General features: G+C 60.1%; 25 protein-coding genes. 12 read left to right on the forward strand and 13 right to left on the reverse strand.

Annotated features, from left to right (window positions below; all coding sequences use genetic code 11):
* The first annotated feature begins 96 nt into the window (after positions 1–96).
* On the forward strand, positions 97–1,293 hold the full coding sequence (locus tag AC5I5B_RS14915; protein ID WP_060722987.1) for a winged helix-turn-helix domain-containing protein: 1,197 nt from the start codon (positions 97–99) through the stop codon (positions 1,291–1,293).
* A 234-nt stretch (positions 1,294–1,527) separates the two neighbouring features.
* Here the strand turns inward: AC5I5B_RS14915 and ribB are convergent, their stop codons facing one another.
* Genes ribB through AC5I5B_RS14930 form a run of 3 tightly spaced genes read right to left on the reverse strand, consistent with a single transcriptional unit; the run spans position 1,528 to position 4,102 of the window.
* Positions 1,528–2,628 carry a 3,4-dihydroxy-2-butanone-4-phosphate synthase gene (gene ribB / locus AC5I5B_RS14920; protein WP_065694894.1) on the reverse strand — a complete coding sequence of 367 codons (1,101 nt, stop codon included), beginning with the start codon at positions 2,626–2,628 and terminating at the stop codon, positions 1,528–1,530.
* A gap of 11 nt (positions 2,629–2,639) precedes the next feature.
* Positions 2,640–3,737: a chorismate synthase gene (gene aroC, locus AC5I5B_RS14925; protein WP_003509173.1), complete on the reverse strand. Its 1,098-nt coding sequence runs from the start codon at positions 3,735–3,737 to the stop codon at positions 2,640–2,642.
* 5 nt (positions 3,738–3,742) lie between these two features.
* Positions 3,743–4,102, reverse strand: a complete 360-nt coding sequence (locus tag AC5I5B_RS14930) for a hypothetical protein (RefSeq protein WP_162266764.1) — start codon at positions 4,100–4,102, stop codon at positions 3,743–3,745.
* Between the two features lie 83 nt (positions 4,103–4,185).
* Here AC5I5B_RS14930 and AC5I5B_RS14935 point away from each other — a divergent pair, with 83 nt between their 5' ends.
* Entirely contained in the window at positions 4,186–4,446 is a 261-nt protein-coding gene (locus tag AC5I5B_RS14935) for a DUF1344 domain-containing protein (protein WP_003509170.1), read from the forward strand.
* A gap of 206 nt (positions 4,447–4,652) precedes the next feature.
* Here the strand turns inward: AC5I5B_RS14935 and AC5I5B_RS14940 are convergent, their stop codons facing one another.
* The 4 genes from AC5I5B_RS14940 to AC5I5B_RS14955 all read right to left on the reverse strand — a co-directional run bounded on the left by AC5I5B_RS14940 (position 4,653) and on the right by AC5I5B_RS14955 (position 8,001).
* A complete protein-coding gene (locus AC5I5B_RS14940; RefSeq protein ID WP_060722990.1) occupies positions 4,653–5,246 on the reverse strand; it encodes a histidine phosphatase family protein in 594 nt (197 codons plus the stop codon).
* Positions 5,247–5,276: 30 nt separating this feature from the next.
* Positions 5,277–6,095 (reverse strand): enoyl-ACP reductase FabI, encoded by an 819-nt coding sequence (gene fabI, locus AC5I5B_RS14945; RefSeq protein WP_003509163.1) that lies wholly within the window; start codon positions 6,093–6,095, stop codon positions 5,277–5,279.
* Positions 6,096–6,226: 131 nt separating this feature from the next.
* Complete coding sequence (locus AC5I5B_RS14950; protein WP_111833666.1) at positions 6,227–7,339, reverse strand: DnaJ C-terminal domain-containing protein; 1,113 nt, start codon at positions 7,337–7,339, stop codon at positions 6,227–6,229.
* Positions 7,340–7,551: 212 nt separating this feature from the next.
* Entirely contained in the window at positions 7,552–8,001 is a 450-nt protein-coding gene (locus AC5I5B_RS14955; protein ID WP_026363698.1) for an RT0821/Lpp0805 family surface protein, read from the reverse strand.
* A 56-nt stretch (positions 8,002–8,057) separates the two neighbouring features.
* Here AC5I5B_RS14955 and pdxH point away from each other — a divergent pair, with 56 nt between their 5' ends.
* Positions 8,058–8,678, forward strand: a complete 621-nt coding sequence (pdxH, locus tag AC5I5B_RS14960; RefSeq protein ID WP_087743481.1) for a pyridoxamine 5'-phosphate oxidase — start codon at positions 8,058–8,060, stop codon at positions 8,676–8,678.
* A 30-nt stretch (positions 8,679–8,708) separates the two neighbouring features.
* Here pdxH and AC5I5B_RS14965 read toward each other — a convergent pair whose 3' ends face one another.
* Positions 8,709–9,488, reverse strand: coding sequence for a sulfite exporter TauE/SafE family protein (locus tag AC5I5B_RS14965; RefSeq protein ID WP_162686155.1), 780 nt, complete (start codon positions 9,486–9,488; stop codon positions 8,709–8,711).
* A gap of 154 nt (positions 9,489–9,642) precedes the next feature.
* Between AC5I5B_RS14965 and AC5I5B_RS14970 the strand changes: the two genes are divergently transcribed.
* A complete protein-coding gene (locus AC5I5B_RS14970) occupies positions 9,643–9,948 on the forward strand; it encodes a pyrophosphohydrolase domain-containing protein (RefSeq protein ID WP_111784584.1) in 306 nt (101 codons plus the stop codon).
* A 53-nt stretch (positions 9,949–10,001) separates the two neighbouring features.
* Here AC5I5B_RS14970 and AC5I5B_RS14975 read toward each other — a convergent pair whose 3' ends face one another.
* The 5 genes from AC5I5B_RS14975 to AC5I5B_RS14995 form a co-directional block, all read right to left on the reverse strand.
* Positions 10,002–10,379, reverse strand: a complete 378-nt coding sequence (locus AC5I5B_RS14975) for a hypothetical protein (protein WP_020010605.1) — start codon at positions 10,377–10,379, stop codon at positions 10,002–10,004.
* 142 nt (positions 10,380–10,521) lie between these two features.
* Positions 10,522–11,187, reverse strand: coding sequence for an HAD family hydrolase (locus tag AC5I5B_RS14980; protein ID WP_111833665.1), 666 nt, complete (start codon positions 11,185–11,187; stop codon positions 10,522–10,524).
* Between the two features lie 3 nt (positions 11,188–11,190).
* Entirely contained in the window at positions 11,191–11,628 is a 438-nt protein-coding gene (locus tag AC5I5B_RS14985; protein WP_060722997.1) for a bleomycin resistance protein, read from the reverse strand.
* Between the two features lie 347 nt (positions 11,629–11,975).
* The gene (tldD, locus tag AC5I5B_RS14990) at positions 11,976–13,391 is read right to left on the reverse strand and encodes a metalloprotease TldD (protein ID WP_020010608.1); all 1,416 of its coding nucleotides are present in this window, start codon (positions 13,389–13,391) and stop codon (positions 11,976–11,978) included.
* An 81-nt stretch (positions 13,392–13,472) separates the two neighbouring features.
* On the reverse strand, positions 13,473–13,997 hold the full coding sequence (locus tag AC5I5B_RS14995; RefSeq protein ID WP_003521101.1) for an invasion associated locus B family protein: 525 nt from the start codon (positions 13,995–13,997) through the stop codon (positions 13,473–13,475).
* Between the two features lie 432 nt (positions 13,998–14,429).
* Between AC5I5B_RS14995 and coxB the strand changes: the two genes are divergently transcribed.
* From coxB to AC5I5B_RS15035, 8 genes are all read left to right on the forward strand, one after another.
* A complete protein-coding gene (gene coxB, locus AC5I5B_RS15000) occupies positions 14,430–15,293 on the forward strand; it encodes a cytochrome c oxidase subunit II (RefSeq protein ID WP_003509143.1) in 864 nt (287 codons plus the stop codon).
* 17 nt (positions 15,294–15,310) lie between these two features.
* Positions 15,311–17,011 carry a cytochrome c oxidase subunit I gene (gene ctaD, locus AC5I5B_RS15005; protein ID WP_003509141.1) on the forward strand — a complete coding sequence of 567 codons (1,701 nt, stop codon included), beginning with the start codon at positions 15,311–15,313 and terminating at the stop codon, positions 17,009–17,011.
* A 393-nt stretch (positions 17,012–17,404) separates the two neighbouring features.
* Entirely contained in the window at positions 17,405–18,358 is a 954-nt protein-coding gene (gene cyoE, locus AC5I5B_RS15010) for a heme o synthase (protein ID WP_003509139.1), read from the forward strand.
* The gene (locus AC5I5B_RS15015; protein ID WP_003509137.1) at positions 18,358–18,489 is read left to right on the forward strand and encodes a cytochrome c oxidase system small membrane protein; all 132 of its coding nucleotides are present in this window, start codon (positions 18,358–18,360) and stop codon (positions 18,487–18,489) included. The genes cyoE and AC5I5B_RS15015 overlap by 1 nt, the downstream gene beginning before the upstream one ends.
* A gap of 32 nt (positions 18,490–18,521) precedes the next feature.
* Positions 18,522–19,139, forward strand: coding sequence for a cytochrome c oxidase assembly protein (locus tag AC5I5B_RS15020; RefSeq protein WP_060722999.1), 618 nt, complete (start codon positions 18,522–18,524; stop codon positions 19,137–19,139).
* Between the two features lie 61 nt (positions 19,140–19,200).
* A complete protein-coding gene (locus AC5I5B_RS15025; protein ID WP_003509131.1) occupies positions 19,201–20,076 on the forward strand; it encodes a cytochrome c oxidase subunit 3 in 876 nt (291 codons plus the stop codon).
* A gap of 241 nt (positions 20,077–20,317) precedes the next feature.
* A complete protein-coding gene (locus AC5I5B_RS15030; RefSeq protein ID WP_060726087.1) occupies positions 20,318–20,704 on the forward strand; it encodes a DUF983 domain-containing protein in 387 nt (128 codons plus the stop codon).
* A 10-nt stretch (positions 20,705–20,714) separates the two neighbouring features.
* Positions 20,715–21,449: an SURF1 family protein gene (locus tag AC5I5B_RS15035; RefSeq protein ID WP_080866537.1), complete on the forward strand. Its 735-nt coding sequence runs from the start codon at positions 20,715–20,717 to the stop codon at positions 21,447–21,449.
* Positions 21,450–21,497 lie beyond the last annotated feature (48 nt).

The raw sequence follows: 21,497 nt of genomic DNA on the forward strand, positions 1-21,497 counted from the left end.
CGTTTTCCGGTTCTATACCCCGTCATCAACAGAAGTGAAACAAGGAACAAAAAAAGAACATTGCAATCCTGAAAAAGCCGTCATACCTTTTGCGCCATGACGATCAAGGTTTCGAACGAAGCGGCAAGGCGGATTTTTCTGGCGCGGCAGGGGCTTTGCTCCCCGCCCGGCAAGGCGCTTTCCAAGGATGGCCTGCTGCAGCTCATCACCGATATCGGTTTTGTGCAGGTGGACAGCATCGGCACCGTGGAGCGCGCCCACCACCAGATTATCTTCTCACGCAACCAGACCTACAGGCGTGACCATCTGACCACGCTGCTGGAAAAGGACCGCGCGCTTTTCGAGCACTGGACGCATGACGCTTCCATCGTACCGACGGAGTTTTACCCCTATTGGAAACACCGCTTCCGCCGCCGCGAGCCGATCATTCAGGAGCGCTGGCGCAAATGGCATGGAGAGGGCTTCGATGCCGCTTTCGGCGAAACGCTGGAGCGCATCGCCGCCACCGGCCCGGTTCTGGCGCGGGAGCTGAAGGAGGAGGGGCATCAGTCCGGCGGCTGGTGGAACTGGCATCCCTCCAAGACGGCGCTCGAATATTTATGGCACACCGGCAAGCTCGCCATATCCGGCCGCGTGAATTTCCAGAAGGTCTATGATCTCGCCGAGCGTGTCATTCCCGGCGAGCACCACGAAACCGAGGTGGAGCACGCCGAATTTGTCGACTGGGCCTGCCGCGAAGCGCTGAAGCGGCTGGGTTTCGCCACCCATGGCGAAATCGCCGCCTTTTTCGATCTCGTCACCCCGCAGGAGGCGAGGGACTGGGTCAAGAGCCATCGCGATGAACTCTGCGAGGTCTCGCTTCTCTCCAGCGACGGAGACACCGCCCGCCCGTCTTTTGCCTTTGCCGATTTCACCGCCGACCTGACGGATGTACCGGAACCCTCCGCCCGCGTCCGTGTCCTCAGCCCCTTCGACCCGCTGTTGCGCGACCGAAACCGCACGGAACGGCTGTTCGGCTTTTATTACCGCATCGAGGTCTTCGTGCCCGAGCCGAAACGGCAATATGGCTATTATGTCTTCCCGCTTCTGGAGGGCGACCGGATGATTGGCCGCATCGACATGAAGGCGGATCGCAAGCGCGGCACGCTGGATGTGCGCCGCCTGTGGCTGGAGCCTGGCGTGCGCGCCTCAGCAGGACGGCTTGAAAAGCTCGACGCGGAACTATCGCGGCTTGCGAAGTTTACCGGGGTTGAGAGCGTGAATTATCTGGAGGGCTGGCGGGAGGACAAATGAAGGTGTCTTTTCGCGGTGCCTGAATGTAGTGGCGAGCGCCGCCACACTCGCCCTTGAGGCGAGGATCCACAAGCCGCGGAGACAATGGCTTCCGGGATCATGACTTCACGTGTCCGGAACATCTCAAGCATGTCACGTCGGGAACTGCGGGATGGATCCTCGGCACAAGGCCGAGGATGACGCCGAACGGGCGAAGAGCGCGCCAAGCCGAAGCGCTCTCGCGAAGCCCCTAAATCACCCGATATCCGTCGCCGAAATTTTGATGCCAAAGCCTTCCAGGCCGACATAATGACGCTCGCGTGTCGTCATCAGCTTGATCGAGCTGATGCCGAGGTCTTTGAGGATCTGCGCACCGAGACCGATTTCCAGCCATTCGTTTTCACGTGAGCGGGCCTGCGCATGCGCCTCGTCGGGATCACGCGCCTTGCGACGGCCGGCCACCTGGCCGACGCCGACGGAGCCCTCACGCAGATAGACGATGACGCCGCGGCCTTCCTCGGCAATCTTCTGCATATAGTGCTGCACCGGCTGGCGGTCGCCGAACACGTCGTCGGCGACATTTTCCGGGTGCAGGCGAACGGGAATGTCGACACCGTCTCTGATATCGCCGAAAATCACCGCCATATGCTGCATCCGGTCCCAGGGCAGGGAATAGGTTTGCGCCTTGGCCGGTCCGAACGGCGTTTCGATGGTGAAGGAGGATTCCATCTCCACCAGCGTTTCCTTGCGCTGGCGATAGGCGATGAGGTCGGCGACGGAAACCTGCTTCAGCTTGTGTTTTTCCGCAAAGGCGGTGACCTGCGGTCCGCGCGTCACGGTGCCGTCATCATTGACGAGTTCGCAGATGACACCGATGGGCGGCAGGCCCGCAAGCTTGCAGAGATCGACCGCCGCTTCGGTATGGCCGGAGCGCATCAGGACGCCACCTTCACGGGCAATCAGCGGGAAGATGTGGCCCGGCCGGGTAAAATCGGCAGCCCCGACATTGGGATTGGCGAGATTGCGCACGGTTAGCGTCCGGTCATCGGCGGAAATGCCCGTCGTGGTGCCGTGCTTGAAATCGACGCTGACGGTGAAGGCCGTCGTGTGCGCGCTATCATTTTCCGCCACCATGGCGTTGAGGTTCAGCCGCTTGGCTTCTTCGCGCGGCATGGGCGCGCAGACGATGCCGGAGGTGTGGCGCACGATGAAAGCCATCTTTTCCGCCGTGCAATGCACCGCCGAAATGATCAGATCGCCTTCATTCTCTCGGTCGTCATCATCGGTCACGACGACGATTTCGCCTGCTTCGAAAGCGCGAATGGCGTCGACAACGCGTTTCTGGTCATAGGCCATGGCGGTCCCCCTTATTTCAGCCGGCCGGTCTGGCCGCGGTCTCGCAGATAATGGTCGGCAACGGTGCAGGCGATCATCGCTTCGCCGATCGGCACGGCGCGGATGCCGACGCAGGGGTCATGGCGCCCCTTGGTGCGCACATCGACATTATTGCCGTCGGTATCGATGGACAGGCGCTCCGTCAGAATGGAGGAGGTGGGCTTGATGGCAAAGCGCGCGATGACAGGTTCACCGGTCGCGATGCCGCCCAGAATGCCGCCGGCGTGGTTGGAGAGGAAGATCGGCTTGCCGTCATTGCCCATGCGCATCTCATCGGCATTTTCCTCGCCGGAAAGCTCGGCGGAGGCGAAACCTTCGCCGATCTCTACACCCTTGACGGCGTTGATCGACATCAGGTTTGAGGCGATATCCTGGTCGAGCTTGGCATAAATGGGGGCGCCAATACCGGCCGGAACGCCCTCCGCCACCACTTCGACAACGGCCCCGATGGAGGAGCCGGCCTTGCGGATGCCGTCGAGATAGTCTTCCCACACCGGCACCATGGCTGCATCCGGGCAGAAGAACGGGTTCTGATCGACCTGATCCCAATCCCAGTTGTCGCGGTTGATCCTGTGCTTGCCGATCTGCACCAGCGCGCCGCGCACATTGAGGCTCGGCACCACCTTGCGGGCGATTGCGCCGGCGGCGACACGCGCCGCCGTTTCGCGGGCGGAGGAGCGTCCACCGCCGCGATAATCGCGAATGCCGTATTTCAGGTCATAGGTGAAGTCGGCATGGCCGGGACGGAAACGCTTGGCGATCTCGCCGTAATCCTTGGAACGCTGGTCGGTATTCTCGATCAGCATCGAAATCGGCGTGCCTGTTGTTATCATCGTCTCGCCGTCCTCATCCAGCATCACGCCGGAGAGAACCTTGACGATGTCATCTTCGCGCCGCTGGGTCACGAAGCGGCTCTGGCCGGGTTTGCGCTTGTCCATCCAGTGCTGCACCTCGGCAAGGGTGAAGCGGATGCCGGGCGGGCAGCCATCCACCACGCAGCCAAGTGCCGGCCCATGGCTTTCTCCCCAGGTGGTAACACGGAAAAGATGACCGAAACTGTTATGCGACATAGTTCTCAAAACCGGAAAACAGGGCGCCTGTGGACAGCGCCGTTTGAAACAAGCGGATTTGTCTTAGTGGAAAATCCGGGCAAGGCAAAAGCCTTTCTTTCACGGCAAGCCCGATAAGGAGGTGACGCACCGTCCACAGCGGCGCGGCCGGGGCCGGAACGGCGTGTTTCATCAATAAATGGATCGTATCGCCTGATTGATTCGCGGGAAGACGAGGTTTTTCCGGGATGACGAAAATGTAAAAGCGCCGTCGTTTTCCACGCTAATCCCGAGTTTTCCAATATTGCCGGGAAATGCGGTGTAAAAATCACTAACGGCTTGAACGCGATCCCAAATCCGTTCATCAATTGGGCCGAAAATGTCATGGTTGCGGGCAATTTCCGCCACATTCGAAAGGCAATTCTTCATGCATGTAAGGTTTTCACGCAAATCCACGAAAGCTAGATCGATGCGTATGATGATTGCCGCCCTTCTGGCCGCCACCAACCTTTTGATGCCCATCAACAGCTTCGCGCAGAGCGTCGATGTGGAAGGCACGATCAGCAAGATCGATGCGAATGGGCTGAGCATTACGCTCAACGACGGCAAGACCTATCGCGTACCGGAAGAGTTCAATTTCGAAGGTCTGAAAGCGGGCGTGAAGGTCGTGGTTTTCTACACGGAAGTGGATGGCAAACGCGTGGTCGACGATCTTCAGGTCGTTGAGTAAGGCTGCGGTTGCGGCTTTGCCTGTGACGGGGCGAACCTCTGTAAACTTGTTCGGGAAGCACCAACATTTCCGTCATGCCGGACTTGATCCGGCATCCAGCCGACGCGTATCTGCGCGGCGGGATGAATCTTTTCAGCCCAAGGACTTGGGCTGGCTGGATTTCGGCTTAAGGCCGGAATGACGGGAGAGGGGTTGACCCATGCCCCTCACGAAATCCACTCCGCGCTGTTCCTGTTGATCTCGACCTTCAAAATCCGGTCCTGCGGAATCTGCGTTCGCGACGCCTCATCCTTGTCCATGCCTGATACCAGCCGGAAGATCGAGCGGATCACGCCGCCATGGCAGACGCAGATCGTTGGAACCTCAACGGAGGAAAGCCATGCGCCGATGCGCCAGGAGAGGATTTCATAACTTTCGGCATCCTGGCCGGGGGGAATGAAATCCCACTTGTTGGCCTTGCGCGCCTTCACCCGGTCCGGGAATTCTTTTTTCAGCTCCGGCAGGGTCTGGCCCTCCCAGTCGCCGAAGGAAACTTCGATCAGGCGATCGTCGGTGCGATAGGCGAGCGGATCGAGGCCCATCGCGGCGCGCATCAGTTCCATGGTTTCGCGTGTGCGCCCGAGCGGGCTTGCCACATAATCGAAGTCCGTGGCCTGTTCTCCCAGCAGATGCGCAAGGAGTTTGCCGTTACCGACCGCCTGCTGGCGGCCGAAATCGTTGAGCGGAATGTCTTTCTGGCCCTGAAGCCGGCGTATCGCATTCCAGTCCGTTTGTCCGTGCCGGATCACATAGACGAGCAAGGCGATACCCCGTTTTCAAACTTCGCAGGCTTAGTCCTTCACCACCGAGATGTCAGGCGCATCCACGGCCTTCATGCCGATGGTGTGGTAACCGGAATCGACATGGTGGATTTCGCCGGTCACGCCGGTGGAAAGGTCGGACAGCAGGTAAAGCGCCGACTTGCCGACTTCCTCGATGGAAACGGTGCGCTTCAGCGGCGCATTATATTCGTTCCACTTCAGAATATAGCGGAAATCGCCGATGCCGGAAGCCGCAAGCGTCTTGATCGGGCCGGCGGAAACGGCGTTGACGCGGATGCCGCGGTTGCCGAGGTCGACAGCGAGATAACGCACGCTGGCCTCAAGGGCAGCCTTGGCCACGCCCATCACGTTGTAATTCGGCATGACCTTCTCGGCGCCGTAATAGGTCAGCGTGATGATCGAGCCGCCATCATTCATGATCGGTTCCGCGCGCTTGGCCACAGCCGCCAGCGAGAAGACGGAAATGTCCATGGTGCGGTTGAAGTTGTCGCGGCTGGTATCGAGGTAACGGCCGGTCAGCTCGTCCTTGTCGGAAAAGGCGATGGCGTGCACGACGAAGTCGATCTTGCCCCAGTGCTTTTCCAGCCCGGCAAAAACCGCATCGATCGTCTCGAGATCGGTCACGTCACAGTGCCCGGCCATGAAGGCGCCAAGTTCCTGCGCCAGCGGCTCGACGCGCTTCTTCAATGCGTCGCCCTGCCAGGTGAGTGCGATTTCCGCGCCTGCGTCTGCGCAAGCCTTGGCAATGCCCCAAGCGATGGAACGATTATTGGCGACACCCATGATGAGGCCGCGTTTGCCAGCCATAAGACCGGATGCCTGAGCCATTTTGTGCTCCCTAATACTTTTGATCGGTCCTGCCTATGGCATAGGCTGCAATCCTGTTCAAGATTGCCAAAGATCATCAACTGTTAGGGAGCGTAACAAAGGGTGCGTTGTCCCGGCTATTCGCAAAACTTTCACAAATAAAGGCCTTCGCGCATGTGCCGCATCAGGTCGGTCACTTTCTCATCCGGCTTTTCGAGCAGGACGATGCGCAATTCGATGACGAGATCGCCCTGTCCACCCTTGCCGTCGGCAAGGCCCTTGCCGGCGAGGCGCAGCACGCGGTCCGAACCGGACCAGGCAGGAATGGTGATGTTTTCCTCGCCGAGCGGTGTCGCGACGTTCGTTTCACAACCCAGAACCGCGTCGCTGAGCGATATCGGCAGCGTTGTGTGAATATCGAAACCACGAAGGGAAAACGCGTCCTCGCGTGCGGTCAGCAATGTCACGGCAAGATCGCCGCGGGCCATGTTGGGAAGCTTCAGCCCCTGTCCCTTCAGCCGCACCACATGCCCGTCCGTCATGCCGGCTTCGAGCTGGAAGCGAACGTCGCGTTCGTCGGCAAGCGGCACGGTAATCCACTTGTGCTCCAGCAGATCGGCGACCGTGACGGTGGCTTCCGCGGTAATATCAGGCGCCTTTTCGGGGGCCGGCTGCGGGGTGCGGAACCGGCGCACGAGAGCATTGAAGAGATTGACGGCAAGTGAGGCGGGCGCGGTCCGGTCATCGCCAGCGCCGGGCGTGGTCTCGCCGGCCGCAGGCATATCGCCTTTTGCGGCGCTCGCGGCAGCCTTTGCCGCTTCCGCAGCCTGCTGCACCTTGGGATCGTTCTGCGCCTCGGCGCCAAAAATCCGCTCGACGATGTCTTCGGCGGTTTCCGCCTTGGCGTCGGTTTTCTGGCCGGTCTGCGCCCGGTTGCGGGCGTCGGCGCGGGCCAGTTCCTCCATCAGCTTTTCAGCCGCCTTGGCGCGCTCGGCGGCCTCGCGCGCGGCTTCCCGCTGCTGCATGATGGTTTCGCCGCGCTGCTTCTTCTCGGCCGCCCTGCGGGCCTGATCGTAGAGATCGCGCTTTTTGGGGTCTTTGAGAAGATCATAGGCCTGGCCGATCTCGGCGAATCGCGCCGAGGCATCGGGATCGTCGCGATTGGCGTCCGGATGGACGGTTTTCGCCTTCGTGCGCCAGGCGGCCTTGATTTCCTCGTGGCGGGCGTCACGTTTTACGCCGAGGATCGAATACGGATCGCGCATGCGAAACACCAGTTTACGTTGGCTCAGGCGCTGCCGCCCTTCATGGCGCAATCCTGAAACTAACCCCTCCGAAAAGGGCTGCCCGCGATCATTCGCCTGCACGCCCTCTGTCTAATCAACGTCGACTGTTGCAATAAGTTGCTAATCACTCCTTTACGGAGGAAGCGCGCTGCACCGAGGCCGGCTCTATTCCCTGTGGAAGGGTAAACAGATTATTTCTGCTCGAAGCGGGTCAGCAGCCATTCGCCGGTTTCCGACAGGCAGGCCTGTCCGGCATAGCTCGCAACACCCTCGAAGGAGTGACGCGTCGTTTTGAAATCGCGGCAGACGAAACCGCTCGATTTGTCTTCGTGAATGGCGGTGACGACGCCGGCGCTGCCGGTGGCCGCATTGGCCCAGGGCAGCGGCTGGTCGGCGAGCTTGGCGAGATCGGCCGAGGTTACCGCATTGCGGATCGTCGCATCGTCCGTCTGCGGCGCATTGTTCGGCTGGTTGGGAACGGAGGCCGTGGAAAGCGAGCGGTCGACCTTGTCGCCGCCGAACAGATCGAGGCTGACGCAGCCGCTCAGCACCACGAGCATTGACACGACGGCGGAAACTTCCGCTACCGACGAAAGGAGGCCCTTTGTTCGACTGTTCGACTTTGCTATGACGGTCACCATCTTTCACCAGAGATCATCTCTGGGGTCCAAATCAGCTCGGGAGCATTTTAGTCAATATGTCGGAAACGGGGTTAACATCCAGTGACTTCACGGAAGAAAATGAACCGTTCACGCTTTTTGCCGAATGGCTGAAGGACGCAACGGCTTCCGAAATCAACGATCCGAACGCGGTGGCGCTTGCCACCGTGGACGAAAATGGCCTGCCGAATGTGCGCATGGTGCTGCTGAAAGGCGTCGATGATCGCGGCTTTGTTTTCTACACGAATTTCGAAAGCCAGAAGGGCCGTGAGATCCTTGGTCAGAAAAAAGCGGCCATGTGTTTCCACTGGAAAAGTCTCCGCCGGCAGGTGCGCCTGCGCGGCGAGGTGGAGATCGTGAGTGATGAGGAGGCGGATGTCTACTACGCCTCGCGCCCGCGCGGCAGCCGCATCGGCGCCTGGGCTTCCAAACAGTCTCGGCCGCTGGAGGGCCGTTTCGCGCTGGAGAAGGCGGTCGCCGAATATACCGCCAGATATGCCATCGGCGAGATTCCGCGCCCGTCCCATTGGTCCGGTTTCCGCATTCGCCCGCTCAGCATCGAATTCTGGCACGACCGCAAGTTCCGCCTGCACGACCGCATCGAATTCCGTCGCGAGACGCCTGATGGTGCATGGTCCAAGGTCCGCATGTATCCGTAATCGCCCTCGGGGCAGGCCATCGCGGCCTGCCTATTTCAGCAGCGAATCAAACAGCGGCAGGCCGATGATCGCGGAAATGGCGATCAGCCCATAGCAGATGCGCCGGAACGACGCTTCGTCGGCAAGCCCGTGCAGCCGCGCCCCGGCATAAAGACCCGCGCCGTAAAAAGGCAATGCCAGCAGGAAAAACACGAAGACATCAACGGTGAACAGGCCGCCGACAAAATAGCTGGCGATGGAAAACACCGTGGAAACCGCGAAATAAAGAATGACATTGGCGCGCACGAAAGCGCCTTTCAGCGCTCCGCCCAGCCAATAGGCGACGACGGGCGGACCGCCCAGTTGCGCAGCGCCCGAAAACAGCCCGGCCAGAAGCCCGGTGAAGAGGGTGAGCGGCGTTTTCGGCCGGCCGCTGTAACGCCAGCCGGACACCAGAAATAAGAGCAGCACCACGACCACGCCGGAGATGAGCCAGCGCAGGGTCAATGGATCACCCTTGGAAAGCAGCAGGGTTCCAACCGGTACGCCGACAAAGGCGCCGGCCGCCATGATGAAAACCTCGCGCCGGTCCGCCATGCGAAAGGCGGGCGGTATCATGCCGAGCGTCAGGACGCCGTCCACCACCAGCAGTACCGCCGAGGCGACGCGCGGCCCGACGATGGCGCTGGCAAGCGGGATGAAAATCAGCGCTGCGCCGAAGCCGGAAAAGCCGCGGGCGAGGCCGGCAAGAAACGCGGCGCCCGCAAACATGGCGAGCAGCGTCGGACTATGCGCGGTGACGAGTGACGACAGGAAGTCGAGATGGGACATGGGTGATGGCACGTTTGTTCGAATATCTTTTCTCTATCTCGCTTGCATGCGCATGTCCCGGAAATTTCCGTTCATGGCTGCATGACGCACTGACGGGTCGACGCGGTCAGAGAATCATGGTTAGAGTTGTAGTGCGTGAACAAAGGATGAACAAATGTTTACTGACATGATGCGTCGGTTTGACGAGGCTTCGCAAAAATATGCCGCTGAAAACGGAATATTCCGCGATCCGGACTGGTACATGCTGAAGCTTCAGGAAGAGGTTGGCGAGATGACACAGGCCTGGAATCGGCTGACAGGACGGGCGCGCATCAAGGGCAGGAGCAAAGAGGAGATGAAGCGGGATCTGGCCGACGAAACCGCCGATCTCCTCGGCCATGTGCTGTTGCTGGCCTATTATAACGGTCTCGATATCGAGGGATCGATCGAGCGTAAGTGGCGTTTCAAGCCGGGAGCCTGACGACCGGCCGAACGGCGGCTTGATCCTTCGGGTATCTCACCGCTTTGATACAGCTAGGAGAAAGCGACGATAAAGAACAGGATCGCAAGAGCCGCAGCCACAGGCGTCATCACCAGCCGCTCCGGGCGGCTTTTCGACATGGCGTTTAATCCAACGCTCACTGCCAGATAACAGGCGATGATCCAGATGCCGGGTTCGATCCAGCCGGATGGCCAGACGTCCACATAGCCCGTCTTTTGCAGCGGAAAGGACGCGAAAAAGGCATAAATGAGTGGAGCCGCCGCGCTGGCAATTCTTTGCCGGACCGGCAATAGCCGGTGCGCGCCGCCCCAGGCAAGGCGACCGAAGGGCGCGCCGGCTGCAAGCGCGATCTGGAATACGCACAGAACCAGCAGTATCAGCGTCGCGAGCGACACGGCAACAGGCGGCATGATCACCCCGGTTATGAATACGCCGACGAAGGCGCTCGACCTATAGCGGCGTTCAAGCCGACACATGCTTCATCATGACGCCAAACGGCTAAGGACATGTGACGGCCGCCCGCGCTTTCGGCCCACCCGATTCTCATCTCAATCAGGCCTTTGCCTTTTGCAGAAGGCTTGCCACGGCGTGAAGGTCGCTTGCAACGGCAACGCACTTTTCCCGCATTTCCTCGGTCGGCGGCGCGACATCGGGCACCATGATCGTCAACATGCCCGCGGATGTGGCCGAGCGTACGCCTGAATAGGAATCCTCCAGCGCAAGGCAACGGCCCGGATCAAGGGAAAGCCGTCGGGCTGCGGTCAGATAGGGCATGGGCGCGGGTTTGGGTTCGGTATAGTCGCCGCGTGCGACGATGGTATCGAAACGTCTGAGAAGATCGTGGGGGCCGAGATGGCGCGTCACCGAATCGTGCTGCGACGAGGTGGCGATGGCGCGGCGGATATCGAGCCGGTCGAGAAGATCGAGAATGTCGATGACGCCCGGTTTCAGCGCCACGCCATCAGCCATCATCACACCAAGGTGCCGGAGCCAGGCGTCGCGGAAGCTGTCGATCGGAAAATCCGCGCCATAATCGGCAAAGATGGTGCCGGTAATGACATCCCACGGGCTGCCGCACACCTTCTGGTAGGTTTCGACCTTCATGCCATGGCCGCCTTCATCCGAGGCCGCCAGAAATGAATCGCGATAAAGCCTCTCGCTCTCGATCAGCAATCCGTCCATGTCGAACACCACGGCCTGCGGAAGAAAGGGCAACATGGCTTAACCGAACCGGAAAGGGCGTTCGCCGAGGCTCTCGAAAGGGCGGATCAGGTAACCATCGGGATCGGCGACGATGAATTGCCGGTTGCCCACTTCGACCGTGCCGCGCCTGTACCATTTTTCCTCCAGCGGCATCACGAGGTCGATCGAGGATCGCTCCAGCCGGAAAAGAATGGGTTGCAGGGAGGGAACGGCGAGCTGCAGGTTCATGCCGCGGCCGAGCGGAAATTCAAGCGCGGCATTTTCAGTCACGAATGTCCGGGTTGCGCCGATCTGGTCGATCATCAGCTGGGCATCCCCCAGCGCCAGATAGGTAAAGCCCTCTTCGGGGCGCTCATAGACCACATGAAAACCGATCAGGTCGCAATAAAAGGCGCGGCTTTTCTGCCAGTCGCTGACGGCGATTTCAGGAACGAGGGCATTTCGTATGATGGTCATGGTCTCCTTTGCCGCGCAGGCCCGGGATGGGAGATGGCCTGCGGCACGGGCTGATCTTACCGTCTTCCCGGCTGCACGCCAGAGGAAACCTCATCATGGCAGCCATGTGTGAGGCTGCGGGCTGAGATTGTCGCGGCAGGTTCAGCCTCTGGTGTCCCGCAATTTTCCTCCCGTCATTCCTGTGCCTGTCACAGGAATCCAGTCAGCCCAAGTCCTTGGGCTGAAAAGACCCTCTTGCCGCGCGGATGCGCGTCGACCGGAGTGACGGATGTGGGGATGGCACCGCTACATCACTTTTCCCGCGCTACAGATACGCATTGAGCGTCGTTACAGGCAGGTCGTGAGATTTACGCCTTCGTACCGCCGACGGTGATCTGATCCATGCGCAGATGCGGTTGACCGACGCCAACAGGCACCCATTGACCGGCCTTGCCGCAATTGCCGATGCCGGTATCGAGTTTGGAATCATTGCCGATCATCGAGACGCGCTTCATGGCGTCCGGCCCATTGCCGATCAGCATCGCGCCCTTCACCGGCGCGCCGATCCTGCCGTTCTCGATGAGATAGGCCTCGGTGCAGCCGAACACGAATTTGCCTGAGGTAATATCCACCTGGCCGCCGCCGAAGGAGACAGCATAGATGCCCTTCTTGACGGAGGCGATGATTTCTTCCGGCGTTTTGTCGCCTGACAGCATGTAGGTATTGGTCATGCGCGGCATCGGCACATAGGCATAACCCTGCCGGCGGCCGTTGCCGGTGGGCGTCGCACCCATGAGCCGGGCGTTCTGCCGGTCCTGCATGTAGCCGACCAGCCTGCCGTTCTCGATCAACACATTATATCCCGATGGCGTGCCTTCGTCATCGATCGTCAACGAGCCGCGGCGGCTGTCGATGGTGCCGTCATCCACCACGGTCACACCGGGGGCGGCCACCATTTCGCCCATCAGGCCGGCAAAGGCGGAGGTCTTCTTGCGGTTGAAGTCGCCCTCGAGGCCATGGCCCACCGCTTCATGCAGCATCACGCCCGGCCAGCCGGAACCCAGCACCACATCCATGGTGCCCGCCGGCGCATCGATGGCGGTGAGATTGACGAGCGCCTGACGCAGCGCCTCATCCGCACCGCGCTGCCAGTTTTCCGTGGTGATGAAATCGCCGAAGCCGACACGGCCGCCAATGCCGTAGGAGCCGCTTTCCTGCCGGTCGCCTTCGCCCGCCACAACGGAGATGTTGATGCGGGTCATCGGCCTGATATCGCTGACGCGATGTCCGTCGGCGCGCAGGATGTCCACCACCTGCCAGCTCGCGGAAATGGTTGCCGTCACCTGCCGGACATTCGGGTCCTTGTCGCGCAGATAGGCGTCGATATCGGTGAGAAGCTTCACCTTCTCCTCGAAGCTCGGGCTGCCGATCGGGTTCTCGTCGCCATAGAGCTTCTTGTTGGTGCGCTGCGGTGCTGCGGCATAAGAACCGGAATAACCTCTGGTAACCGCACCCACCGCATCCGAAGCGCGTTTCAGTGCGCTTTGCGAAAGCTCGCCCGCATGGGCATAGCCCACCGTTTCACCGGCAACGGCGCGCAGGCCAAAACCCTGATCGGTGTTGAAGGAGCCGCCCTTCAGCCGGCCATTGTCGAAGGTCAGCGATTCGGCTTGGGCATGTTCGATGAAGAGTTCGCCATCGTCAGCGCCGGCGAGCGCCTCGCCGACGAGCTTGCGCAATTGCGTTTCGTCGCAATCGAAGAGTTTTACAAGATCGTCGGTCATGGGAGGCTCCAGTCATTATCGTTCATGACCGATTTAGGCACTGGAGCCGACGGACGCAAGGCTGTCCCGTAATGGCAGGCGTCAGGGAAGCGCGTCGTAGCCCTCGGCAAAGCCCGAAAGCTCGATCGGAATACCCACGCGATCCTGATCAACGGCTTCGCGCAGCGCAAAAACCGCATTCTTGCCGGCGCGCAGAACCTTCAAGAGCTCGTCGTCAATATCCACTTCCACGTAGCAGCCTTCGGAGAAGCAGCGGGTGAAATAGGCGCGGCCGATATTATTATTGTCGATATAGAGCTCCATGCCATCCTTCAAAAGCACGCCGAGCGGCGCGAGGATGCGCAGGATTCGCGACTTGCGGTCGGCGGTTTTCAGCACCACCACCGAAAGGCCAACTTCCGGGCGGTCATCGGCAATCACGTTCTGCATGAGGGCGCATTGTTCTTCGGATGCACCCGCCGGCTTGTCGCAGATGACAGACCATGCGCCATGCGTCGACTTCGGCGTGCCGGGCGGCTGCTGTTGCGCCAGCGCTGCGGCAGCGGGGGCGATGATGGCAAGACCGGCGGCGGCAAGAAAAGTGCGCGCGAGCGGGGAAAGACGCATGGATACCTCTGGGATTCGAATCAGTGCGGCTATTTTGACGCCATAATCCGGAAAAAAAAGCCTCAGGGCTTCAATTCCAGCGGAGTTGGGCGGAAATAGGACCTGACCGCCTGTATGGGCGTCTGATTTGCCCGGCACGTCATTCGTTATCCGGCGGTGGAACCGACTGGAAGTCGGGGCTTTGTCGCATTTGGGCTGTTCGAAATCGCGTTCGGCGGGGCAGCTCAGACACAGGGTGCGGGAAAGTCGCCCGTGGATTGACCAATGGCAAAATTGGGGCATATCCGTGTCCCGACGCATATTGCGGCAGAGGACAAACTGTGGTTTGAAGTTAGTACCATTAGCATGGATTCTGCGTCTGTGATTGATCTAGATCAGACGCGTGAGGGAGAGGGTACCGTGAGGAATAGGATTTACGCAGCACTGGCGGGGATGACCTGTCTGCTCACGGCTGTCGGCGCCCACGCCGATCAGCCGGTGCATTGGCAAATGGGCATGCAGGAGGCCGCCACGCCGATCATGCACGAAATACGCTGGTTTGAACAATATACACTGTGGTTCATTGTTCCGGTTACGCTTTTCGTTCTTGCGCTGCTCATCATCGTTGCCTTGAAATTCCGCGCCGCGAAAAATCCGGTGGCTTCCAAGACCAGCCATAACACGGCGATCGAGGTTGTCTGGACGCTGGCGCCGGTTCTCATTCTCCTGTTCCTCGCTTTCCCCTCGTTCAATCTTCTGAACGCGCAGCTGACGCAGCCGGAAAACCCGGACCTGACGCTGAAGGCGACCGCCACGCAATGGCTGTGGAGCTATGAATATGCCGCCGCCGAGGGCGCCGAGCCGCTCTCCTTCGACAGCTATCTGCTGAAAGAGCAGGATCGCGCTGCTGCGGGCAAGGAGGACAAGGCCCGCTATCCGCGTCTTCTTGCGGTAGACAATGAAATGGTCGTTCCTGTCGGCAAGACCGTTCGCCTTCTGGTGACGGCGGCTCCGACGGATGTCATCCACGCCTTCGCCATGCCCGCTTTCGGCGTCAAGATCGACGCCGTTCCGGGCCGCCTCAACGAAACATGGTTCAAGCCGGAGAAGGAAGGCCTCTATTATGGCCAATGTTCCGAGCTTTGCGGCAAGGACCACGCCTTCATGCCGATCGCCATTCGGGTGGTTTCCGAACAGCAGTACAACGCCTGGCACGCCGCCGCCGCTTCAGACCTGAACGGCGCGAACCGGGCGCTGATGGCCTCCGTCGACGGCGCTCCGCGCACCGTTGACGTTGCCGCCAACGAAGCCAACTGAGACCTGGAGTGACGACAATGGCTGGACCTTCCGCACACGACGATCATCACTCGCATGGTCAATCCGCACATGACGATCATTCGCATGATGCGCATCATTCCCATACGCCGGGCTTTTTCGCCCGCTGGTTCCTGTCCACCAACCATAAGGACATCGGCACGCTCTACCTGATCTTCGCCATCATGGCGGGTATCATCGGCGGCGGTCTGTCGGTCGTCATGCGCATGGAACTGCAGGAGCCGGGCATCCAGATCTTCCACGGTCTGGCCTCCATGGTTTACGGCTTCGAGGGCGACGCTGCCATCGACGGCGGCAAGCACATGTTCAACGTGTTCACGACAGCGCACGCGCTCATCATGATCTTCTTCATGGTCATGCCGGCGATGATCGGCGGTTTCGCCAACTGGATGATCCCGATCATGATCGGCGCTCCTGACATGGCTTTCCCGCGCCTCAACAATATTTCCTTCTGGCTGATCGTCCCGGCCTTCATCCTGCTGCTCCTGTCGCTCTTCGTCGAAGGTCCGGCGGGTGCTTACGGCGTCGGCGGCGGCTGGACCATGTATCCGCCGCTATCGACCAGCGGCATGCCCGGACCGGCGGTGGATCTTGCGATCTTCTCGCTGCACGTTGCCGGCGCATCCTCGATCCTCGGCGCGATCAACTTCATCACCACCATCCTGAACATGCGCGCTCCGGGCATGACGCTGCACAAGATGCCGCTGTTTGCCTGGTCGGTTCTGGTCACCGCATTCCTGCTGCTGCTTTCCCTGCCGGTTCTGGCGGGTGGCATCACCATGCTTCTGACCGATCGCAACTTCGGCACGGCATTCTTCTCGCCGGAAGGCGGCGGTGATCCGATCCTCTACCAGCACCTGTTCTGGTTCTTCGGCCATCCGGAAGTGTATATCCTGATCCTGCCCGGCTTCGGCATCATCAGCCACATCGTGTCCACCTTCTCCAAGAAGCCGGTCTTCGGTTATCTCGGCATGGCCTATGCCATGGTGGCCATCGGCGCAGTCGGCTTCATCGTCTGGGCCCACCACATGTATACGGTCGGCCTGTCGCTCGAAGCGCAACGTTATTTCGTCTTCGCCACCATGGTCATCGCGGTGCCGACGGGTATCAAGATCTTCTCGTGGATCGCGACCATGTGGGGCGGTTCGCTGACCTTCTCGACCCCGATGGTCTGGGCGATCGGCTTCATCTTCCTGTTCACCGTCGGTGGCGTCACCGGCGTGCAGCTCGCCAATGCCGGTCTCGACCGTTCGCTGCACGACACCTATTACGTCGTCGCCCACTTCCACTACGTGCTGTCGCTCGGTGCGGTCTTCGCGATCTTCGCCGGCTGGTATTACTGGTTCCCGAAGATCACCGGCTACATGTACAGCGAGTTCATCGGCAAGCTGCATTTCTGGGTCATGTTCGTCGGCGTGAACCTGATCTTCTTCCCGCAGCACTTCCTTGGTCTCGCCGGCATGCCGCGCCGCTATATCGATTATCCCGATGCCTATGCCGGCTGGAACCTGGTGTCTTCTTACGGTTCGTATATCTCGGCCGTTGCCGTGGGTATCTTCCTCTTCGGCGTCTGGGAAGCCTTCGCCAAGAAGCGGATCGCCGGCAACAATCCCTGGGGTGAGGGTGCGACCACGCTCGAATGGCAGCTGTCTTCGCCGCCGCCTTACCACCAGTGGGAACAGCTGCCGCGCATTCGCTGATGCGCGGCCCCGGAAGGCGCGGGCAGGACTCGCAAATTCCGGACGCTCAAAAACAAGGGACGGTACGGCCTTGGTCAGCGCCGTTTCCTTGAGGCGGGAATGCCCGTTGCCGCGTGACATTTTGTCCAAGCGAAGCATATCGTCCGACATGATACATGCCCCGGACGTGATAAATGCCAAGTCTGGCCTTTATGAATGAGCAGCGCAGACGAATGGCGGGATGGGCGCGGTCACAGGGCCGGGCAAATGGTATCGGTTCTTCCGGATGCCGCCCATGCCGGAACGTTCGGACCAATGAATTGACGCATCGCGCATGCCGGAAATCACATTCGTTTTCGGGCCGGTGCAGGGGATGTCGCGACAGGCGGCGCCTGAAGGAAAACAGGACAGGAAATGAGCATTATCGACAATCGCGACATGCTGGGCGTGAAGGGCTCCGAACTTTCGGAAGCCGGCGCGCGCGATTATTTCGAGTTGCTGAAGCCGCGCGTCATGTCGCTCGTCGTCTTCACGGCCTTTGCGGGCCTCGTGCTGGCGCCGGGCGAAATCAACCCGGTGCTCGGCATCATCGCCATTCTCTGCATCGCTGTCGGCGCCGGCGCGTCCGGCGCACTCAACATGTGGTATGATGCCGATATCGACGCCGTGATGAGCCGCACCGCAAAGCGGCCGATCCCGTCGGGTCGTATCGCGCCGCGCGAGGCCTTGGCCTTCGGTTTGACGCTGTCGGCCTTTTCGGTGGTCATTCTCGGTCTTGCGGTCAACTGGTTCTCGGCCGGCCTGCTTGCCTTCACCATCTTCTTTTACGCCGTCGTCTATACGATGTGGCTGAAGCGCTCGACGCCGCAGAACATCGTCATCGGCGGTGCCGCCGGCGCTTTCCCGCCCATGCTCGGCTGGGCCTGCGTCACCGGCGGCGTTTCGCTTGATAGCATCATCCTGTTCCTCATCATCTTCCTGTGGACACCGGCGCATTTCTGGGCGCTGGCGCTCTTCAAGATGCGTGATTACGGCGCCGTCGGCATTCCGATGATGCCGAATGTGGCGGGCGAACGCTCTACCAAGAACCAGATGATCGTTTATGCGGTGCTGACCGCGGCTGCGGCTGTTGCGCCTTATTTCACGGGTCTGGCGAGCGCCGGTTACGGCATTTTCGCAGCCGTGCTGAGCGCAATCTTCGTCTACTGTTCGTTCGATGTCCGGCGCATGCCTGAGGGCGACGAGAAAATGCTGCCGGCCAAGAAGATGTTCGCCTATTCGGTGCTTTATCTCTTCGCCATCTTCTCCGGCCTTCTGGCCGATCATTTCGCGCCGGCCCTCAAGGCCGTCATGTCGGGAGTCCTGTGATGGAAACGGTGGAACTGAGCGCGGCTCAGAAAAAATCGAGACGCGGGCGCAACATTGCGCTCGGCGTTTTGCTCGCCGGCCTGGTGGTGCTGTTCTACGTCATCACCATCATCAAGATCGGCTCGCACTGACGGGCTGATTGAGGGGAGAGGAGGAGGAGGAGATGGCAAATATGGAAACGCAGACGGCAGCGACCGGCAGGCAGAAGGTGAGCAATCGCTCCATTCTCGTGCTCTGTCTGGTGTTTTTCTGCGCCATGATCGGCATGGCCTATGCCGCCGTACCGCTCTACACCCTGTTCTGCCGCGTCACCGGCTATAACGGCACGACCCAGCGCGTCGAGCAATATTCCGACGTCATTCTCGACAAGACCATCAACGTCACCTTCGACGCGAATACGTCGAACGGCCTCAACTGGGATTTCCAGCCGGTCGACAGGAAGGTCACGCCGAAGATCGGCGAAACGGTGCAGGTGACTTTCAAGGCGACGAACCGTTCACCCGTGGCGACCACGGGCACGGCGGTCTTCAACGTCACGCCGATGGAAGCAGGGGCCTATTTCAACAAGGTGGAATGTTTCTGCTTCACCGAAACGACGCTGCAGCCGGGTGAAACGCTGGAAATGCCGGTGGTATTTTTTGTCGATCCTGACATCGCCACGGCGCGCGAGACCAAGAGCATTCATACTTTAACGCTGTCCTATACGTTTTATCCGGCCAAAACCGAAAAACCGGTTGCGTCCTTGCCGGTAAAAACTGAATCTGGCGAAAGCAAATTGTGAGAGGAGATCCGGCCTTTTGTTTAAGGCCGGATCAGGGAAGAGATACCAGGGGATTGTCGCAATGGCAGATACGCATCAGAAGAACCACGATTACCACATCATCGATCCAAGCCCCTGGCCGCTTCTGGCCTCGATCGGCGCCTTCATCCTGACATTTGGCGGCGTCTGCTACATGCGTTACCTGTCGGGCGGCTCCTTCAAGCTGTTCGGTGCGGAACTCGCCAATCCCTGGCTTTTCTATATCGGTCTCGTTATCGTGCTCTACACCATGTATGCGTGGTGGGCGGATACGATCAAGGAAGCCAATGAGGGCAGCCACACCCGCGTCGTTTCGCTTCACCTGCGCTACGGCATGATCATGTTCATCGCCTCAGAAGTGATGTTCTTCGTCGCGTGGTTCTGGGCCTATTTCGATGCCAGCCTCTTCCCGCACGAGGCCATTCAGGCGTCCCGCCTCGAATATACCGGCGGGCAATGGCCGCCAAAGGGCATCGAGGTCATCGATCCCTGGCATCTGCCGCTCTACAACACCGTCATCCTGCTTCTGTCGGGCACCTGCGTCACCTGGGCCCACCATTCCCTGCTGCACAATGACCGCAAGGGCCTGATCACCGGTCTGGTGCTCACCGTTGCGCTCGGCATCCTGTTCTCCACCGTGCAGGTTTACGAATACATGCATGCGCCGTTCGACTTCAAGAATTCGATCTATGGCGCGACCTTCTTCATGGCCACCGGTTTCCACGGTTTCCACGTCTTCGTCGGCACGGTCTTCCTGCTTGTCTGCCTGTTCCGCGCCATTGCCGGCGGTTTCACGCCCAAGCAGCATTTCGGTTTCGAAGCGGCCGCCTGGTACTGGCATTTCGTTGACGTCGTCTGGCTGTTCCTGTTCTTCGCCATCTATATCTGGGGTGGCTGGGGCGCGCCGGTGCACGGCTGATCGCACCGATAATGGAGGGGCGGCAATCGCCGCCCTGATGTCCGGGGCGAGTTTCCCGCACGCCCGGCGCCATTCTCGGGTTCGACCCGAGAATTCAGATCGGTGGTGTGCAAATCCTCGGGTCACGCCCGGGGATGACGGAGGAGGGAGCCTCCGTCGACACTTCACGGGCAGCGGTTGCTGCCCTCGTGCCTGAGCCCCTCTCCAGAGGGGTGGTTTGCAGGCGGAAGCGGGAGGTCATATGTCAGAACCCGGAAACGGCAATTTCGCGCCGGTAGATCCCATCAAGGTCGGGCTCAAAGGCTGCTGCCCGCGTTGCGGCAACGGCAGGCTGTTCGATGGTTTTCTGACCATAAAGCCCACCTGCAGCGCCTGCGGGCTGGATTACGGTTTTGCCGATGCGGGCGATGGCCCGGCCGTCTTTGTCATGCTGATCGTCGGTTTTCTGGTCGTCGGGCTGGCGCTCTGGGTCGATCAGCGTTTTGCGCCGCCCGTCTGGGTGCATGTCATGCTGTGGTTGCCGTTTACGGTAATTGTCTCCCTGGTGCTGCTGCGCAAACTGAAGGGGATCATGATTGCGCTGCAATACAAGAACAATGCAAGCGAAGGCAGGCTTGATCGTGAATGACGTTTCCCACATGAAGGCCGCGGAAAGGCGCGTCTGGTTCGCCGCGCCGCTGGTGCTGCTGGCGCTTGCCATCCTTCTCGGGCTTGGCACCTGGCAGGTGAAGCGGCTCTACTGGAAAGAGGCGTTGATGGCCGATATCGAGGAGCGGCGGAGTGCAAATCCGGTGACGCTTGCCGATATCGAGGCGATCGCAAAAAGCGGCGGCGATATCGAATATCGCAGGGTCAGCCTTTCCGGCACCTTCGATCATGCCCATGAGCGGCATTTCTTCGCCACCCATCAGGGCCGGACCGGTTATTACATCTATACGCCGCTGACGCTTGCGGACGGCCGCATTCTCTTCGTCAATCGCGGCTTCGTGCCTTTCGAGATGAAAGAGCCCGCCAAACGGCCCGACGGGCAGGTAACCGGCGAAGTGACAATAACGGGGTTGGCGCGCGCGCCGCTCGTGGCAAAGCCATCATCGCTGCTGCCTGACAATGATATCGCCAAGAATATCTTCTACTGGAAAGATCTGGCGGCCATGGCTTCCAGCGCCGAAATTCCGTCCGAGCGGTTGGTCAATCTCTTCGTGGATGCCGATGCCACGCCCAATCCGGGTGGCTGGCCTGAAGGCGGCGTGACGCTGATAGATTTGCCCAACAATCACCTGCAATATGCGATAACGTGGTATGGCTTGGCGGCTGCCCTTGTCATCGTCGCCGGTTTTGCCTATTTCCGGAACGGCAAGGCGCAGGGTGAATAAAGCGCGCCGCGTCCGGTAGGGCAGTTGATCGGGCAAGACCACGGTGCC

The organism is Agrobacterium sp., from assembly GCF_059499945.1.